This is a genomic window from Chlorobiota bacterium (assembly GCA_016710285.1).
Taxonomy (GTDB): Bacteria; Bacteroidota; Ignavibacteria; order OLB7; family OLB7; genus OLB7.
The window spans coordinates 1649581-1668580 of sequence record JADJXR010000001.1; the positions used below are offsets into that span (position 1 = coordinate 1649581).

The following is a 19000-nucleotide window of genomic DNA, read 5'->3' on the forward strand; positions in this document are numbered from 1 at the left end:
AAATTAGGCGAAGCGGAGGACGAAGCCAATCGGATTATCGTTGACACGGAACAATCGTTGACACGGAACAGTGGTTCCCCCCGTCTGCCATCTTGCCCGCTATCTTGGCCAAAAATTTCCTAACCCGCAAGGTTTATCTCAATGCCAGCACGATTAACGCCCGAAGAATTGGGCCGCTACAGCCGCCACATCCTTTTGCCGGAGTTCGGCATGGCGGGGCAGCAGCGGCTGAAAGAATCCAGCGTGTTGCTGATTGGGGCCGGCGGATTGGGGTCGCCATTGGCCCTCTATTTGGCGGCGGCCGGGGTTGGGAAAATCGGCATTGTGGATAGCGACGTTGTGGATGAATCGAACCTGCAACGCCAAGTGCTGCACGGAAGCTCCGACGTTGGGCGGAAGAAAGTCGAATCGGCACAGGAACGGATGATGGAGGTCAACCGGCACATTGAGGTGGCCACCCACGACCAACCGTTCACCAGCGCAAACGCCATGCAGATTGCCACCGGCTACAGCGCGATTGTTGACGGAACCGACAACTTCCCCACGCGGTATCTTAGCAACGATGTGGCGGTGTTCCTCGGCATCCCGAACATCTACGGGTCCATCTTTCGGTTCGAGGGGCAAGTCTCCACGTTTTGGAGCAAGCATGGCCCCTGTTACCGCTGCTTGTATCCCGAGCCACCGCCGCCGGGGTCGGTTCCCAGTTGTGCCGAAGGAGGGGTGTTGGGGGTGTTGCCCGGGGTGATCGGCACGCTGCAAGCCACCGAGGTGATAAAAGTGCTGACGGGAATCGGGAAGCCACTGATTGGGCGGTTGCTTCTGTACGACGCGCTGGCAATGGGCTTCCGGGAATTGCGCTTTGCCCGCGACCCCGATTGCCCAATCTGCAGCAACCGCCCAACCATCACACAGTTGATAGATTACGAAGCGTTCTGCGGCGTGCCTGCCCACGACCGCGTTTCCAACCAACAACCAGATAAAACAACCATGCCAGTACCAGAAATCACCGTTGAACAGCTTGCTGAACTGCGCAGCAGCGGCACGCCACACACACTGATTGACGTGCGCGAACCGCACGAGTACGAGCTGTGCAACATCGGCGGGACGCTGATCCCGCTTGGCCAGCTTCCCGAACGCTACTCCGAAATCCCACGCGATGGCACCGTGGTGATCCACTGCCGCTCGGGCGCACGGTCCACCAAGGCGATTGAGTATTTGCAATCGCTTGGCTACGCCAACGTGGCGAACCTTACCGGAGGCATCCGCGCTTGGTCCGACGTTATTGACCCAAACGTGCCGAAGTACTAATTCCAAAAAATCGAACAGGCGCGGGAAGAAGATCAACTTCTTCCCGCGCCTGTTGTTTTTTCCGCCACAGCTACAATGCCACCGGGGCAATGGTGAGCAACGCCAGCGAAGGATGGTCCGTGTAGTTGCGAAGTTGGTGGGGGCGGCAGCCATCGTAATGGAGCGTCTCCCCTTCGTGCAGGATGTACTCCGTCCCCTCAATCACCAGAAGCATCCGCCCTTTCATCCCGTAGGCTGTCACCATCCCGCCAAAGCTGATCGGCTCCAGACTCCATTCAGTGTGGGGGGTCAGGAAAACCTCCACAACCTCCGTCAGCAAACCTTCGTGGAACGGGGTGATGATGTGGGTGTACGGCTCGGAAGGGGGTGATGGATATTGCCCTTTTTCGTTCAGCGGTGGGCCGGCAACCACAATCCTATCGGCGCGGCGGCTTCGGACCCCATCCTCTGGTTCGGGAACCGATTCGGCCCGCGTGAAGAACCAGCAAAGCGTGGTCCCAAGCCCGTGAACCATCCGCATCAGCGTGGCCCAATGGGGGTCCGCTTCCCCGACTCCACCAGCGAGACATACCCTTTTGTCACCCCCGCAGCGTTCCCCAATCGCTCCAGCGTCCAATCGCGCGATTGCCGCAAACGGCGCAAGTTCTCGCCCAAATATTTCGGCTGATGAATGATATGGCGTGGCACTGTCTAACGTCTGGTCTGTGTTTGGAAGATGAGGGAGTGGGGGATAGGGAAGGAAAACCGGCGGCCCAATCACTGTGGCCCAATCGCTACCGCTCCTTCCTCCATAGGTATCTCACCCGCTCGGGATTGAAACGGATCACCCGCAGGCCCGGCGGCAAGTTCAGCAACCGGGGGCGGGCGTAGCCCAGGGTGTCAATCCCGTGGGCAACGTCAATCCAGGCACGAAGCAGGCGGGGATTAAGTCGGCTAAGGTCGCGCGCGCCGCCGCGGATCAGAATCTCCACACGCTCCGGCTGCAGGACCAGTTCCAGCGTGGTGTCGCGTGCGGCGGCACGGTTGGTGATGGAGATGTCGGGGAAGGCACGCTCGGCAATCTCCTGAACGTCGGCGCTCAATTCAACAACCAACGGCGTGGGGCGAACAACGCCCGGAAGCGTGTCGCTGACCCGAATCCGCATGCGGGAAACCGGCTGGTGGACATCTTCTAACTGGATCGGCTCGGTGGTCCAGGAGGTGATCTTCTGCAATGATTTTTCCGAGCCAACCACCGTGACGCTATCAGGGGAAATCTGGTAGCTCCCAATCACCTCGAACCCCTGGCGTGTGTTGATTGCCCCCACCGGAATCAGCGGAACCCGCTTGCTCACCACGCGCCCAATCACCATCGTCAGCGAGTCGGGATAGATGTTCGTGACCTGCTCGGCCCCCGGCAGCCCGGCGCGAACCTCGGTAAGCAATGCCGAGCGATCCACCATCACCGCGCGCTGTTTTTCCTGGGACCGCGCCGAAGGGTGCAGCACGCATTCTGCCTGGCCAGCGGCCTTCATTTTCAGCAGCGCCCAGCCGCTTGCCCGCAGCGTCACTTGGATGGTGGAAGGAAGGGGTTCAATCAATGCTTGGTCGGGGGGAAGGTCCACACGCAACGGAAGGCTTAGGCTGGAAAAGTACGTGTCGGAAAGGGCGGTGATTCCCCACAGCAGTGCCGCGAAGAAGACCGCCCCTAACACACGCCACACGCTGGCCTTGTTGTTCCGTTGGCTCACCGGTATTGCTTACCCCTTTTTCACGAACGGCAGTTTCACCACCGTTGCTGAAACGTGCTTATCGCGAATGACGACGGCGATTTCGGTTCCGACTTTCGCAAATGCCGATTCCACGTATCCCATCCCAATCCCTTCCCCCAACGTTGGCGAGGATGTTCCGCTGGTGACTTCGCCAACATCGCGCCCATCGGCTGCAATCTTGTAATGCTGGCGCGGAATTCCCCGCTCCTTCATCTGGAAGGCGACCAGCTTCCGCGAGGGCTTTGCGGCCTTCACTGCGGCCAGTGCTTCCCGCCCGTTGAACTCCCCCTTCTCCAGCTTGGTGATCCACCCCAAACCGGCCTCGATGGTGTTGGTGTCGTCGGTGATGTCGTTGCCGTACAGGCAGTAGCCCATTTCCAGGCGGAGCGTGTCGCGTGCGCCCAAGCCGGTTGGCTCGATTCCGAACTCCGCGCCAGCCTCCATCACGGCATTCCAGACGTTTGCGCTTGGCTGGCGATCGCTGCTGAAATAGAGTTCGAAGCCAAGCTCGCCGGTGTAGCCAGTGCGTGAGATGATTGCCGGAACGCCAGCAATCTCACCTTCAACGAAGTGGTAGTACTCAATCGCGCTCAGGTCCGTTGCGGTCAGCTTCTGCAACGCCTGCAGCGACTTTGGACCCTGAACGGCGAGGAGTGAGTAATCGTCCGAGGCGTTCACCAGCGTTGCCCCTTCGATTGCGTTCTGCTGCATCCATGCAAAGTCTTTGTCAATGTTGGCTCCGTTAATCACCAGCAGGTAGTTTTCAGGGCCGCGATAATAGACCAGAAGGTCATCCACAATTCCGCCATCGGGGCGGCACATGGCACTGTATTGGGCCTGGCCAATGGTGAGGACCGAGGCATCGTTCACGGTGATTTTTTGGACGAACTCCAAAGCGTTCGGGCCTGTCACCAGAACCTCACCCATGTGGGAGACATCGAACACGCCAACGCGTTCGCGCACGGCGGTGTGTTCGGCAAGGATACCCCGATAGGAAACGGGCATTTCGAAGCCAGCAAACGGGACGATTTTTGCCCCGGCGGCCAGATGGAGATCGTAAAAAGCGGTGCGTTTCAGCGCGGTTTCAGTCATTGGTTGATGCAGTGTGTTGAGCGGATGGAATACCAAACCATGAATCGTTCCACCGGCGAACTTACAAAACCGCTGCCACAACATTGCCACATCCCGGGGGCCAATCTGCCGTTGCAAGGGGTAAGCACGTGGGCGGTTATATTGCCGGTCCTTCCAACCAATCATTGGCAACACAGCAATGCGCAACCGTTTCTTCCGCTCCATCAAGCCTGCCACGTTCCCCTTCGCGATGTTCTGGCTGATGCTCTTCTTCCTCCTTCCTAACATCTCCACCGTTGCCCAATCCTCCCGGCTTGACTCGCTGATCCGCGAAAGCCTTCGGATGGTTGATCTTCCAATGTTTGAATGGCCCGGCATTCCGGACCCGCTTCGCCCACGGCTTGGCATTTACAGCAACCAGGTTCCGGACGACACCGCAGCGGTGATCCCTGGGTTCCCTGCTGGCAGGAAGGGGTTCAAGATTTGGCACCTGATGCCCCACTGGCCCGCCGATGAATCGGGGATGTTTATCGGCGATATCATCGTGGGGATGAACGGGAAACCGATTGGCGACAGCCTTTACCACGGCGATGAATACATGGCCATTACCGCCCGCGATATGCGCCCGGGCGACACCGCATGGCTCAGCATTGTGCGTGATGGAACGATCAAAGAACACCCCATCCCGCTTGCGGCGGCAACCCGTGTTCCGATGCCATTTCTGGAGCCAACATTCAACGGGCGGCCGCTGTTCCCGGCAATGGAGGAAAGCTGGCTGGCGCGCACGTTAGCCCAGCAGCAGCTTCTTCCGTGGGGCGACACTATCAAGAAGCAGATGCGGGTGATTAGCGACCAAGATTTCTGCACCGTCCCGTTTGCGGGCCGCCCCAACCCGTGGCGATTGAACGCCGTCACCTACCTGCACAACCATCCAACGCGGCTTGCTGCCTACTCACGCTATTTGTCGGAAGAAGCATGGGGTTCCGTTGGCCACGATGGTCTTCCCGGGGCATTGTGGGCCGCCGGGCACGCGCTGGATATTCCGCTTGCGCCGCCAACGGCATTCCCCGCAACCGATCTTGGCAACCTATCGGCAAGATTTGCTGCGGTGCAGTCGCAGCTGGACAAAGCGTACGGCCCGGTGCGGAAGGATCTTGACTCGTTGCCAGCGCAGCTGATGCGAATCTTGGATATCGAACATGATTGGGAAACCGTGCTTGACTCCATCGGCGACCCAATCCGCCGACGCACCGAACGGAATGCACAGGAGCAGCGCATGGCCAAGATGTTTGCAAATGCCGACAAGGTGGATATGGCCGCGCTCTTCACCGCCGCGCAGATGCTTGCGGCGTTGGCCGACACCGGATGGATTCGGGGGGCAGCGGCAAGCCTTGGTTCATCATCACCCCAACCAGCCACCGGCAGCGGCGTGACCGGCACGGTGATTCGGGAGTGGAGCACCCCGCAGGGGCGTTGCGTGATTGGTGGGCCGGGGCCAAACAGCTACACCGGAGCGTTCGTGTTCATCATGGATGTTGGCGGGGACGACATCTATCAGCTTCCCGGGGCAACGCTTGGTTCCTTCCGATTGCTGATTGATCTGAACGGAGATGACCGGTATCACACCACCACCACCGGACAAGCTGCGGGAATTGGCGCGGTGGACCTGCTGGTTGACCTTCAGGGGAACGACACCTACCGCGCCGCAATGTTCTCGCAAGGGGCAGGGCTTCTGGGAATCGGCATCTTGGCCGACCACGCTGGCGATGATCTGTACACCGCGCGGTGGTGTTCGCAAGGGGTTGGTTTTTTGGGAGCGGGAATTATTTGGGAAGGGGGTGGGGCCGATCAATATTCGTCGGAAGTCTTCTCCCAAGCGTTCGGTTATGCACGTGGGTACGGGGCAATTCTGGAGGCCGACGGGAACGACAGCTACCGCGCCGGATGGAAAATCCCCGACTCGCGGTATCCGGGCAGGGCCTCGTTATCCATGTCGCAAGGGTTTGGCTACGGGATGCGCCCGTGGGCAACGGGAATTGGAACCGACGGCGGGATTGGCCTGCTAAGCGACCGCCGCGGCAACGACCTGTACGCCAGCGATTTCTTCAGCCAAGGGGGAAGCTACTGGTACGCGCTTGGCATCCTTCACGATGCCGACGGCTACGACCGCTACACCGCCGGGCAATACTCACAAGGGAGTGGCATCCACCTTTCGTTTGGCGCGCTGCTGGACGACGCGGGCGACGACATGTACGATGCCTACCACGGCCTTGAGCAAGGGAACGCCCACGACTGGTCCAGCGGCTGCTTGGAGGACCTTGGCGGGAACGACACGTATCGCGGATCCACCAGCAGCCAGGGGTCCGCCCTGAACGTTTCGTTTGCATGGCTGCTGGATTACAAGGGGGATGACCAGTACTTTATCAAGCTCAGCGACACCACCCACAGCCAGGGTGGGGGGAACTTCAATCGCCCGCGCCGGCATGGTTCGCTTGGGTTGTTGTTGGACCTTGGGCACGGAAGCGATTACTACGTGGAGCCGCGGGTCCGCCCTGGCGAAGCGGTGGTGAAAGGGAACAAAGGGATGGTGTTTGATGATGGCGGGAAATAATCGGCAACATCCGAAGCCTATCGGGGCGTATCAACCGATGCTATTTTGCGGGCGAAGTATTTTGTTCAGCAGCCTGATGGATTGCCACGATGACACCGATCAAGATTCTCTACAACGTTCTTGGGACCTTTTTTGTGGGGCTTGGTGTGGCCGGCATTTTTTTGCCATTGGTCCCCACCACCCCCTTCTTGCTGCTTGCTTCGGCGTGTTATCTGCGCGGGTCCAAGCGGTTGCATGATTGGTTGCTTAATCATCGGCATCTGGGGCCATACATCAGGAATATCAAGGAGCGGCGCGGGTTGCCGATGCGCGCAAAAATCAGCACGCTTGCATTGCTGTGGGTTTCCATCGGGCTTTCCATCTACAGCATTGGCCGCTGGCAAGCAACCGTTGCGCTAATCTGCACCGCCAGCTGCACCACCACTTATCTTTTGCGAATGAAGACGCTTCGGGAGGAAGCCGAATCGCCAGCAATCAGCCCGCAAGCGGAACGTGCCGCAGCCCCCCAACCCGAATAACGGATTCTTTGCTGCGGCACGTTGATCGCCGACTGTGTACACGACTTAGTCCACCACCACAGGAAACTCAACATCCACATCCGATTCCGGGCTGTGGTTGATTCCATCTTTTGCTACTTCATCGAAATCCCCAAGCACCACGTTCAGCTTCCCCGTTGTTGGCGTGCCGCTTCCCACCACTACGGTGAACTTCAATCCAACCGGTAGGTTTTTGGAATCTTTGTCGGTGGGGGTGATAAACACCCGCCCGGCGGCCCCATCCTTCGCCGTGAAGAAAAACTGATGCTCATCCTTCTCCCGCTCAATATCTGCGGTTAGTTCCGTGGCAATTGAACCATGCTGGTGAAAAAGGCGGACCGCCCCACTGTAGCTTGCGTTGCTTGTTAGCCGCAGCGTATCAATCGTTGGTGGGTTGCCCCCGGCATCGTCTTTGTCCAAAAACGTGGCCGTGATGGTGTCGCTTGGGTTTGCCGAATTGATTAGCTGAAGAACCACCATGTTCGCTTCTTCGTGGTCTATCGAATCGGGCCCAGTGCTGGGGTCATCGTTGCAGGCACTTGCCAGCAGGGGCAGCAGCCCGGCAAGAATGATGATGCTCTGGAATCGTTTCATTGGCGTACATCCTTTCATTGATTTAGGTCCTTAATCTTGTTGGTTATTTGGTTTCTGCTGTCAGAACGCGATCCCCACCCGCAGCACCAGGTTCCTTCCTGGGTCATCGCTAAAGTAGCGGTAGCGGCTTAGGTAATCACGGTAGCTTTTGTTGAAGATGTTCTGCACGCTGAAGGCAAGAGTGATGGGGGAGGAGAAGAGCCTAAGCCGCGCACCAGCATCCAGATTGAACAGAGTGTAGCCCGCCGGTGGCGGCGCGTAGTCCGCACCAACTGGGGTGCGTGTCTGCGACCGCACCATCTGAACCGATGGCTCAATGTAGGGCGAACCCAACCAATCGCCACACTCTGGAAGGTCAATGTGGGCCATTAGTTGAAGCCTGTCGCCGGGCATTCCAATCAGCGGTTCGTTGGTGGTTCGGTTATCGCCCCGGACGATGCTGAAGGTTGCCCCCACGTGCAACAGGTCCAGAAGGTGATACTCAATCGTTCCATCAATGCCTGTTAAAAGTGCGTCGGCCTGGGCATAGCGAAACGTGGGATATGCCCCGCGAATGGTGACGGTAGGAACCGTGTCGGGGCGAAGGTAGATGAAGCCATCAATGGAAGTGGCGTAGATACTCACCTGACCACGAGCCTGTTCGCTGGCGTGCTTCAGCGTAAGGTCCACGTTGTACGCCCGCTCGCTGCCAATCCCCAAGTTTCCAATTTCGAACTGCGCCGCGCCATGATGCACGCCGTTGCTGTACAGTTCGTTCACCCCGGGCGGCCTCCACGCACTTCCGATGTTCCCATTCAGCGACCATGCCTCGGCAAAGCTCCAGGTTCCGCCAAACGCTGCGGTCAGGTTGCTGTAGCGTAGCGTGGTGTCGGCAATGTGTTTGGCGGGAAGTTGATAGACTTTCGTCCAGCGGTAATCGTAGCGCAAACCGCCATTCAGTAGCAGTTGGTCGCCAAGTTGAAGATTTTCCAGCAGGAAGATTCCACCGCTGTACATCCGGTACTGCGGGATTAGGAATATCCTCCCATCCAACACATTTCCTTGCCGCATCCCTTCGGCACCAATGGTTCCGTACAGCGGACCGATTCCGTTGTGGCGCAGCTTTAGTCCCAGGGTGTAGGTGGTTAAGGTCATATCCAACGACGCACGGCTTGATGCCCGTTGGCCGGTGGTGTCCCCGGCGTAGCGGCGGTTGTGAGCATCGAACTCCTGCCGGTGGTTCTGCTGGACCCCATACTGCAACTCATACTTCCCAACCGATGGGGAACGGTAGTGGGCCGCAAGGGAAATAGAGTTGTGCGCAACCTCCTGGCGCGGGGCAGAAATCTGGTAGCCGAAGGAGTGCTCAACAGCCGGGCGGCCACGCTCGATTGCCCGCAACAGATCGTCCGCAGTCTCCACGTGCGAGCCACGGAAGATGCCAAGCGTGGTGCCGAAGTGGCTTAGCAGAAGCTCCGCCCCGGCATCTTCCCCTTGCCAGCCAAACGTTAGCGATCCGTTCGATTCCTCAAATCCAGTGTTCCCCAAAACGTATGTTGGGGTGCGCGAGTCGCCAGCTTTCCGCAAGCTCCCTTGCAACCGCGCCGACAATCCCCTGCCAAGTCCGCCTTCCAACAGAAGCGAACCGGAGCCTTGCCTGTTGTTGGAAAAAAGATTGAGGGTAAGATCGCCATCAATACCAGGTGTTGTTGGAAGCGGACGTGGCTCAAGGCGAATCACCCCGCCAATTGCTCCGGCTCCGAACTCCACCCCCGCCGGCCCCCGCACCACCTGAATGCTGGAAGGGGAGAAGGGATCAATCTCCGGCGCGTGTTCGGCCCCCCATTGCTGGCCTTCCTGCTGGACCCCAGCATTCACCACCAGCACGCGCTGGCTATGCAGCCCCCGAATCACCGGCTTGGCGATTGAGGGACCGGTGTTCAACAGCGTTACCCCCGCAACACCTTTTAGAGATTCACCAAGAGTTTGGCCACGAGTTTTTTCCAGATCTGCCTCGCTCAGCACCGTCACCGAGTTCGAGGAACCAAGCAGCCCGGAGCCGTCAGCATAATCGGTGACGGTAATCTGGGACCCTTGCACAGTTTCCGGGACAAGTCGAATCGTGAGTTCTTCCTCATGGCTGAGATCAAGGAGCAGCCGTTGCTCGGCATACCCCACCATTGTCACCACCACCACGTACCGCCCAGAAGGAAGCCCGGTCAGCTGGAACGATCCATCGCGAGCGGCAAAGGTCCCCCGTTTCAGTTCGGGAATGGCAACCGTGGCCGAGACCAACGGGCGTTCGGTAAGGCTATCCAGCACGCGGCCATACAGGCGTGCGTGGGGGGCGTTGGCAAGGGGGGTTGGAATCCTGCTCCATGCAGGAATCGCGCAGCATCCCGCAAATGCCGCAACCAGAAAAAGGATATAGCAAGCATTGGGGATCGCCGCGCTGTTGGTTTGCGGCAATCGCTGGTTTGATCGGTTCATTAATTATCCAAGCAACAGCCACGGCAGCAGCAGTGGCAACCACACACGAGGAAGCCACCCACTTGCAGCCAGCAGCAGTGAATCAGGTTCGGAAAACGATGAGCGAAAAACGGAGGCGGTGAAGATTAACCGAACTGCGGCGGAGCGCGAAGCGAGGGAAGAAGGAACCGATGAAAAGCGATTGCCGAAGCGCAACCGGAGAAACGGCGTTGGAAGAAAAAGGAGAGGAAGGGAAGCGTGGCCACCATTGCCAGCAACAACACCAGCGACCCATGAACACAGAAGAAGCACCCCGCGACCGTAGAAACAGGGGTGATAGCGTCGGCAGCATCAACTTGGGGAACGGTGGTCGCGGTATCCCACACCTCTTGGCCATGATGATGCGAAGCCGAACCGTGCGCACCACCATGATGGATGGCATCATGAAGAAGGCTTGCAGTGGATGCCACCAACCACGCCGCCGTAAACAGCAGCATGGCAATGGCACGGGCTATGGTGCAGAGCTTCTTCACGTTTGGGAAGCAAACGTAGGAAGAAGCCCAAGCGCAGCAAAGAAGAAAATGCAAATCATTTGCAACAGCGAAAAGGGGAGGGGAACTCTATCTCCAGCAACGCGAAAACTACCGCACCACAAGAAACCGCATGATAGATTCCCCGTGCTGGCTGCTGATCTTTACGGCGTATGTTCCCGGGAAAAGGTCATCGGTGGCCAGCGTGCTTTCGCTTAGCCCCTGCGGAAGTTTTTTGCTGAACTGCTTGACGACTTTCCCCATCTCATCCATGATGCTGAACGTGACCATTCCCCCTTCGGAAAGGTGATGCTGGACGGTTAGTTGATCGTTGCATGGGATTGGAGCAATGGCGGTGATCGCGACCGCTTGGGTTGGGGCAATCGCGGCTGCGGGGGGCGGCAGGGTAGGGGCGGTCATCGTTGCTGGAACTTGCCATGCTGTGCCGTAAATGTCGGACGCTCCGTTTCGCAAATCCTCCCACACAGCAAACAGCGTGTCGTTGCGGAACACCCCTGCCACCAACCCAACAGTATCACGAGTGGAACTGATGGGGGAATCTTGCAAGGGGAGGTTGCCAGCATCTATGGTTTGCTGCACCCGCAAGCGTTCGCTTAGCAACGTCAGTTTTGCACCGCCGGCCCCGCCATACAGCAACGCCAACGAGCGGTCGGTAGGGTTCTGAACAATGGCAATGCGCGGCAGCGGAACGCTAAACTGCAGCGAGGTGGAATCCAACAATTTTCCACTGTGGGAGAAGACCTCCAATTGCACAGTGGTTGGCGCGGCCTCGGTTGAATAGCAGCGGAGGTATCGCTTGTTCCTGAGGGCAACATACCGCTGATACTTCACCTTTGGACCCGCCGGATGAAAGGATGCTTGCGCAATCACCACGGTGTCTTTCAGGTGACGTTGGCTGGCGGGGTACACAGCCAAAAATTCCTGCTCACCTATTGGGATGATGGCTTTAACGCTATCGTTGCCATGTCCGTGATAGACTTGCGGTGCGTCCACCACTTTCCATTGGATAGTGCCATACCGATCCGCTGCATAAACGAATCGGTTGCTGTCAATGGGAAGAAACGATTTATCCAACTCCAAAAGTTCGCTGCCATAAAAGCGTTGTTGCTCAGGGTCGAACTGGAAATCCAATCCATAGAACGATAACCGCGAGGAGGAAATGCCCACCATCTCACCAGCCACATGATAGAACTGCGCCATCATTCGCCAGCCACTATCCGTTGCCGCATAGTAGCGATGCCATCCTTTATAAGAAATGGAGGTTGGATGGCCATGCTGCGCGGTTTCTTTGCGCTCATACAGATTATGCAGCAGCACAGTATGATCCATACCGTTCAGAAGCTGCGCCTGCGACAAATCACTCTTGGTTGGAATGTAGTTGTTGTACGTCTCGATGCTCAACGAAGGGAGCATCTGCAACGGAGGCGTTGCCCGGGTATTCCATACTCCAAGCGGGTATGTTGCTTTTTTCTCCGATTGGTCGTAGGTCACCAGCAATGCCCCTTCCCGCTCCATAACGTTGGGGCATAGCTGGGGGATATTGATAACCTGCTCAGCAACCATTGCAGCCACTGTTTGTTCGGTGCCGGAGGCCACCACGGTGATGGAGCTTATCGTGTCGAACAATCTTCGCTCAACCGGCGAGCCACCAATCCCCAAACGACGAAGGGACAACGGCAAGGGAGCGTTTTGATAGGAGCCAATGAAAGCCCCATTAGAGGCAAGCGCAAAGGTTGAATATCTCGGCAGCCGATTGTAGAGGACGGAGTTGTAGATCTCCTCTTCCCAGAATTTCACGGTGATAAGGGTGGTGTTGCTGAACCCTTTGTCAATTGTTGCCCAATTGAATTTGGTTCGAAATCCTGCGAAACCGCTGTGGGGATCATCCAGATATTTCAGCACCGCAAGGGTATCGCGTTTGCCAAGCGTATCCCCCACAATCCATTGCCGGTAGATGTGGCTGAAATAAAAAACATCCATCAGCCCTACGCGCTCGCGCATGTAGATAATGCTGATCCCGCCTGTGTCATCCTTCACCACGGTTTGGGTGCCGGGTAGCAGCCCGGGGCCGAACGGAATCGCCAACGATTTCGCAGGAACCGAATCAAAGAAGGAATCATAGAAAGCAAGGGTGGAATCTTTCAGCACCAGCAAAGAACTGTCGCGGCTTAGGTGGTATGGGCCGGAAAAACGCCCAGCAGGAATGGGCCGAGCATCCACCCCGTTATCGCTCCAGAAGGCAACCGCAGCTTGCCCGTTATCCTGCAGCAACAGCAGGCCGGGAATATCCGCGAACTGCACGCCACGGCGATGCGCTCCGGCACGAAGCAGTGTTGGCGATGATGTTGGATTCCCCGCATCATCAAACCTGATTTCCTTCAGGCTTCCCCCCGCCGAAGAATCTTGCCACACCACCACCCAACCGCTGGAAGAGCGGAGCCGCCACACAAGGCTATCGGCCTGCATCGCGCCGCTGCTCAGTTGAAGTTCGCCAGCCACCACGTTCCCCGCGGTATCCACTACCTGCGCGTAGATTCCTTCCGCCCCTGCACGCCGATCGTTCCACAGAACCACGTACCGATCCAGCAAATCAAGCACCCGCACCACGCCGTAGGGGCTGGCCTGCGGGGCGTTCAACGTTCCTTGCGTGCCCACCGGCGTTCCCCCACGAAGCAGTTGAAATCGCAACGCGCCTTGCACCCCTGCTGGCTGCTGCGGTCCAGCCACTGCGGTCCCCCACACCGCCAGCGTTGTGGGGCCAATGCTTGCTGCCGATTGGATGCGGAGGTCCGTTGCCAGCAAGTAGTTGATGGGATCGGACGACAAGCGCACATCCTGCCCCAACGCCACCGCCGAAACAGCAGCAAAACCCAGAAGAATAATCCAGAAAGAACGCATCATTGCTCCCTGCCAGAGTGAAGGTTGATAATGATGGGAAAATCAATCATCGCCGGGGTGAACTTGGGGATTTTTATCTGCCTGGACAAGAACCTTGATGCCCCATGTCACAACCTTCCCAACCTGCCGTCATCCCGCTGTTCCTTGCGCAATGGACATCAAAAAATTCCCCCCTTGCAATCGTAGCGGGGTGGAAGGGGTGTGGGAAGCTCGCATCCCGTTGACTTCATGTTCCATGTTAATCAGAACCACATCATGCAAAAGGATCATCGCAAACCAGCGCGCCGCACTTCCCACCAGATCAATCGGCTTCGGGCTTCGGCGCTTGCCACACTTGGCACACTGCTTCTTGGAGCCAGCATCACCTCCTTCTTTGACAACCAGAACCCAACACCTACCCCCCATCACACACCACACGGTGGCATTGCTCCGCGCAACAATCCAACACCCAACCCTGGCGACATTATTGACCCACCACGCGCTATTGACCCATTCATGCAAAAAGGCTTGCGGTGGCTGGCCGATGCGCAACACAAAGATGGAGGATGGGGCGCGGGAAGCTACGCCAAGCAGGACCAACGGGACCCCCACGCCGTCACGGTGGACCCGGGCACAACGGCGTTCACGGCAATGGCACTGCTGCGGGCGGGCTACAACCCGCTGAAAGGGGAGTACAGCGAGAATCTTCGCCGCGCACTTGATTACTTGCTGACCACGGTGGAGACCTACAAGGAAGATGGCCCACGCATCAGCGACGTTACCGGAACGCAGCCACAGCGGAAGTTGGGGGAGTTTGTTGACGTCTCACTCTGCGCCCAGTTCTTTGGTCGCGTGCTTCCAACATTGGCCGACGCGCCAACGCTGAAAGCACGCGTTGAGAAAGCACTGGACAAATGCGTGCGGAAAATTGAAAACTCCCAAAAGGAAGATGGAAGCTGGAACCACGGCGGATGGGCCCCGGTGCTGCAATCCTCCATGGCCAACAATGCTTTGGAGATTGCCCAGGAGAACGGGCGCGCGGTGAACGACAGCGTTCTGGAACGCTCACGCGAGTATCAAAAAGGGAACTACGATGCCAGCACAAAATCATACCGTGCCGATGCTGGTGCGGGGGTTGAACTGTACGCCAACTCCAGCGGCCAACGCGCCGCCGCAAAGGAGACCAAAAGGGCAAAGGACATTGTGGTTGCCGCCAAGCAGCAAGGGAAGCTCCGCGATGAAGATGACGTCACCACCGAGAATCTTGTGAAAGCGGGAGTTAGCCCAAAAGAAGCCTCCAAACTGGCACGTGCCTTCGACCAAAACCGCGCTGCTGTGGAGAAGCTGGACGATGAGCAGATGCTTTCTGGATTTGGGAACAACGGGGGAGAGGAGTTCCTGAGCTACATGCTTTCCAGCGAATCGTTGGTGGTGACCGGAGGGGAAGATTGGCGGAAGTGGAACGATAAAATGCACACCCGATTGGAGAAGATTCAGAACGGCGATGGCAGCTGGAGCGGGCACCATTGCATCACCAGCCCGGTGTTCTGCACCGCCGCCGTCATCCTTTGCTTAACCGCGGACCGCGATGCCGAGATGCTTCGCCTAACCAGCGGCAAAGGGGGAACAACCGGAACGGTCCAATGATCAATCACCGCTCAGAATCGGGCAGAAGCCGGCGTGAATTTCTGAAGCAAGCAATGCAGGGTGGGGCGCTTCTTCTGATTGGAGGAAGCGTCCCGGCGTTGCTGAGCAGTGGCTGCAACAGCGTGGCCAACCCAGCCCAAACCTTGCGCCGCGCAGCCGACTACCTTTGGGCGCAGCAATCCACCGACGGAGCGTGGCGAAGCGGGCAATACGCCATGCTCCGTTCCGGCCAGGCCTACACTCCATTTGTGCTTCATGCTTTGCTTCGGCTTCCTGGGCAACTTCTGCGGGGGCGGCAGCAGCAGATTGAGAAGGGGTTGGAGTTCATCCGCGGAAGCATCAACGCTGATGGCTGCATTGGCCTGGGCGACCCCGACATCACCGAGTATCCCAACTACGCCACCAGCTACGGATTGCGCTGCTTGGCCAGCACCGCAAAACCGGCCGACCGACCGTTGATTGAACAAGCAATTGGATACCTGCAACGCCAACAGCTAACCGAGCAGCGCGGATTTCCCCCCGAGCATTTGGCCTACGGAGCATGGGGGTTTGGTTCGCCCAACTTGCCGGAAGGAAGCCCGGGCCATGTTGATCTTTCGCACCACCGCATGGTTCTTCAGGCGATGCGCGAAGCAGGGGTGCGGAACGAAGCGATGTACGACCACGCCGCAGCCTTTTTACGGCTTCTTCAAAAACATCCATCCGAGCAACGGGAGCAGCCGCACGACCGGTTGGACGAACAACCCACCGGAAGCGTCCGCTACGACGGCGGGTTCTACTTTTCGCCGATTGTGTTGGGGGCGAACAAGGGCCTGCAAGAACCAGCCGACGCGACCCACCGCCCAGTGTTCCGAAGCTACGCCACGGCAACCTGCGACGGCGCGTTGGCGTTGGTGGCCGCCGGCATCCAACAAACCGATGAACGGGTTGCAGCCGCACGCAACTGGCTGATTGCCCACCCGGTCCTTGACCGCCCCGAAGGAATCCCCGAAGGGGACCCCGAGCCGTGGCACTTGGCACTCCATTACTACCATCTTGCTGGCCGCTGCCAGGCCTACCGCGCGTTGGGGATTGGCGGAGATTGGCCCCAGCAAGCCGCAGCCATCTACACCGCCGAGCAGCAACAGGATGGAAGTTTCAGCAACCGCCACAGCGTGTTGATGAAGGAGGATGACCCGATTTTGGCAACGGCCTTGGCAGTAACCGGCATCAGGGAAATCGTGGGTGATGGCCGGCCAGAACGCAACGGGTAGATAGCCCCCAAAACGCGCCCATCGTTGTGGCAATCCGCGTGGCAATCGGCCATGGAAAATTGTTTTCTTCATCACATTGTTCTTCACACTTTCCCCCCTTCGTTTTTTTGTATGTTGTCAGCCCGCTACCCCGGGTAGAAGCAACCCTTTTCCCATCTGTTCAGGGACCGATATGCAGATTTCCTCGATACTGAACACCGCGTTTATCGCAACAAAACTCGAAGCTGAAACCAAGGAAGAGGCTTTGCACAGCATGGTCAATATGCTGGAGTCCTCCCCGAAGGTGATCAACTTGGAGAAAGTTCGCACGGCCATTTTGGAGCGGGAAAAGATTATGAGCACTGGGGTGGGCCACGGTTTTGCGATCCCCCACGGCAAGACCGATGCCGTCACGGACATTGCTGCCGCGTTTGCAATCACTGCCGAGCCTCTGGATTTCGATTCGCTGGATGACCAACCGGTCCGGCTGATCTTTATGCTGGTGGGGAACGACTCCCATGTTGGAATCCATCTGAAGCTGCTAAGTCGCGTCAGCCGCCTGATGAACAGCGACTCCTTCCGCAGCCAACTGCTTCAGGCCGCAAGCTCCGAACAGGTGTTGGAGTTGTTCCGGCAAGAAGAAGGACGATATTTCGCAACGTAGCCGGTGGGTAGCGGTGCCGTTCCGCCGCCCCAACAACAGGCTCTTCCGAAGAAGATCACGCCCTTCCAGCCGAAGGGCTTTTCTGTTTCCATCACCACTTCCATCACGGGGTTGGAGTATGGTGTTGGATTGCGCGCTATCCATTCCATCTGCCCACGGAACCTGTAGCCATGCAACAACGAACACGCTGGACACTTGCTGCGGTTGCCATTGCCGTTGCCGCTGTTTCCCTTTGGTTTCTGTTCTCCCCAAAAGAGCAACAGGGGGGCAAGGCCGTCGCCGTTGCGGTGGCATCGAACATGAAGTTTGCGTTCGAGGATATCACCGCAGCGTTCAAGAAGGAGCATCCCGGGATCACCGTCACGGCATCCTACGGATCGTCCGGGAATTTCTACGCCCAGCTTTCCAACCGCGCTCCGTTCGACCTGTTCCTGTCGGCAGATATTGAATATCCGAACAAGCTATCCGAGCAAAAGCTGATCCTTCCCGGAAGCCAGTTCATTTATGCCGTTGGGGAGTTGGTGATTTGGGTTCCTACCGGGTCGCCGTTGGACCTTTCGTTGGGGATTCGTGCGCTGCTGGATTCATCGGTGCGGCACATTGCGGTTGCCAATCCCGAACACGCCCCCTACGGGCGCGCAGCCATTGCCGCCCTTACCAACAGCGGCATCTACGCCCAAGTGAAGCCACGGCTGATCTACGGCGACAACATCACCCAAACCGCGCAGTTTGCGCAAACCGGGGCTGCCGATGTTGGGATCATTGCCTTGTCGCTGGTGGTTGCCCCGGCAATGCGGAACGCGGGGAAGTACGTGAAGATTCCGCTGGAGCAGTATCCACGATTGGAGCAAGCGGGAGTGATCCTGAATTGGGCCGCCGATCCAGAATCTGCGCAGCTGCTTCGGGCATTTATCACCGGTCCACGCGGGAAGGAAATTTTGCATCAGTACGGTTTCTCAGCCCCCGAAGGATGACCCGATGGATTGGCAAGCGTTCTGGCTCAGCGTCCGATTATCGTTGCTCACTTCGCTTATCCTGCTGGTGATCGGCTTGCCGTTGGCATGGTGGCTTAGCACCACGCGGTTCCGTTGGAAATTTTTGATTGAGGCGGTGGTGGCGCTTCCGCTGATCCTTCCGCCAACGGTTCTTGGGTTCTACATCCTGACGGCAATCAGCCCGCAAGGAACGCTGGGAGTTGTTTGGCAGAACCTGTTCGGCGGCACCCTGCCGTTCACCTTCCACGGGGTGCTGATCGCTTCGGTGCTTTACAGCCTGCCGTTCGCGGTGCAGCCGTTTGCGGCGGCCTTTGCTGGCGTGGACCGGAACATTATCGAATCGGCGTGGTGCGAAGGCGCGGGGCGGCTGCGGACGTTTCTGCAAATCACATTGCCGCTGGCCGCGCCCGGGGTGGTGGCCGGAATCGTTCTTAGTTTTGCGCACACGCTTGGGGAGTTTGGCGTGGTGATGATGGTTGGCGGGAATCTTCCCGGGCAAACCCGTACCATCTCAATCGCCATTTATGACAACGTCCAAGCCATGGACTACGCCGCCGCCAGCCAGACCGCGCTGATCTTGCTGGGTGTCTCCTTCGCCATCCTGATCGGCGTGTATGGAATGCAGCGGAAAATTGGAATTTGGAACCGGTGAACGGTCAACCGCTGCGCCGAATGCCAAGACAGAACAAGCCTGCGCGCTCCCTTGCAATCGAAC

Annotated in this window: 16 protein-coding genes; 8 read left to right on the forward strand and 8 right to left on the reverse strand. The window is 58.0% G+C overall.

Translation table 11 applies throughout. From position 1 onward, the window contains the following. Window positions 1-141 precede the first annotated feature (141 nt). A complete protein-coding gene (gene moeB / locus IPM61_05790; protein MBK8910822.1) occupies window positions 142-1308 on the forward strand; it encodes a molybdopterin-synthase adenylyltransferase MoeB in 1167 nt (388 codons plus the stop codon). Between the two features lie 70 nt (window positions 1309-1378). Here the strand turns inward: moeB and IPM61_05795 are convergent, their stop codons facing one another. The 4 genes from IPM61_05795 to gcvT all read right to left on the reverse strand — a co-directional run bounded on the left by IPM61_05795 (window position 1379) and on the right by gcvT (window position 4151). Beyond that, a complete protein-coding gene (locus tag IPM61_05795; protein ID MBK8910823.1) occupies window positions 1379-1828 on the reverse strand; it encodes a cupin domain-containing protein in 450 nt (149 codons plus the stop codon). Beyond that, a complete protein-coding gene (locus IPM61_05800) occupies window positions 1828-1995 on the reverse strand; it encodes a helix-turn-helix transcriptional regulator (protein MBK8910824.1) in 168 nt (55 codons plus the stop codon). Before IPM61_05800 ends, IPM61_05795 begins: the two co-directional genes overlap by 1 nt. Window positions 1996-2081: 86 nt before the next feature. After that, the gene (locus tag IPM61_05805; GenBank protein MBK8910825.1) at window positions 2082-3038 is read right to left on the reverse strand and encodes a YbbR-like domain-containing protein; all 957 of its coding nucleotides are present in this window, start codon (window positions 3036-3038) and stop codon (window positions 2082-2084) included. Window positions 3039-3047: 9 nt separating this feature from the next. After that, window positions 3048-4151, reverse strand: a complete 1104-nt coding sequence (gene gcvT / locus IPM61_05810) for a glycine cleavage system aminomethyltransferase GcvT (protein MBK8910826.1) — start codon at window positions 4149-4151, stop codon at window positions 3048-3050. Window positions 4152-4329: 178 nt separating this feature from the next. On the opposite strand from gcvT, the gene IPM61_05815 reads away from it, so the two are divergent. Beyond that, window positions 4330-6741, forward strand: a complete 2412-nt coding sequence (locus IPM61_05815; protein ID MBK8910827.1) for a PDZ domain-containing protein — start codon at window positions 4330-4332, stop codon at window positions 6739-6741. Window positions 6742-6830: 89 nt separating this feature from the next. Then, window positions 6831-7259: a YbaN family protein gene (locus IPM61_05820; protein MBK8910828.1), complete on the forward strand. Its 429-nt coding sequence runs from the start codon at window positions 6831-6833 to the stop codon at window positions 7257-7259. Window positions 7260-7304: 45 nt separating this feature from the next. On the opposite strand, the gene IPM61_05825 is transcribed toward IPM61_05820, so the two are convergent. The 4 genes from IPM61_05825 to IPM61_05840 form a co-directional block, all read right to left on the reverse strand. After that, window positions 7305-7871: a hypothetical protein gene (locus IPM61_05825; protein ID MBK8910829.1), complete on the reverse strand. Its 567-nt coding sequence runs from the start codon at window positions 7869-7871 to the stop codon at window positions 7305-7307. 60 nt (window positions 7872-7931) lie between these two features. Next, complete coding sequence (locus tag IPM61_05830) at window positions 7932-10340, reverse strand: TonB-dependent receptor (GenBank protein ID MBK8910830.1); 2409 nt, start codon at window positions 10338-10340, stop codon at window positions 7932-7934. Between the two features lie 125 nt (window positions 10341-10465). Beyond that, window positions 10466-10852: a hypothetical protein gene (locus IPM61_05835; protein ID MBK8910831.1), complete on the reverse strand. Its 387-nt coding sequence runs from the start codon at window positions 10850-10852 to the stop codon at window positions 10466-10468. Between the two features lie 108 nt (window positions 10853-10960). Continuing rightward, window positions 10961-13771, reverse strand: a complete 2811-nt coding sequence (locus IPM61_05840) for a T9SS type A sorting domain-containing protein (GenBank protein ID MBK8910832.1) — start codon at window positions 13769-13771, stop codon at window positions 10961-10963. 252 nt (window positions 13772-14023) lie between these two features. Here IPM61_05840 and IPM61_05845 point away from each other — a divergent pair, with 252 nt between their 5' ends. The 5 genes from IPM61_05845 to modB all read left to right on the forward strand — a co-directional run bounded on the left by IPM61_05845 (window position 14024) and on the right by modB (window position 18937). Continuing rightward, window positions 14024-15394, forward strand: a complete 1371-nt coding sequence (locus IPM61_05845) for a hypothetical protein (protein ID MBK8910833.1) — start codon at window positions 14024-14026, stop codon at window positions 15392-15394. Further along, the gene (locus tag IPM61_05850) at window positions 15391-16647 is read left to right on the forward strand and encodes a terpene cyclase/mutase family protein (protein MBK8910834.1); all 1257 of its coding nucleotides are present in this window, start codon (window positions 15391-15393) and stop codon (window positions 16645-16647) included. Before IPM61_05845 ends, IPM61_05850 begins: the two co-directional genes overlap by 4 nt. Before the next feature lie 172 nt (window positions 16648-16819). After that, entirely contained in the window at window positions 16820-17290 is a 471-nt protein-coding gene (locus IPM61_05855; protein ID MBK8910835.1) for a PTS sugar transporter subunit IIA, read from the forward strand. A gap of 170 nt (window positions 17291-17460) precedes the next feature. Next, entirely contained in the window at window positions 17461-18264 is an 804-nt protein-coding gene (modA, locus tag IPM61_05860; GenBank protein ID MBK8910836.1) for a molybdate ABC transporter substrate-binding protein, read from the forward strand. 4 nt (window positions 18265-18268) lie between these two features. Further along, entirely contained in the window at window positions 18269-18937 is a 669-nt protein-coding gene (gene modB / locus IPM61_05865; protein MBK8910837.1) for a molybdate ABC transporter permease subunit, read from the forward strand. The last annotated feature ends 63 nt before the right edge of the window (window positions 18938-19000 follow it).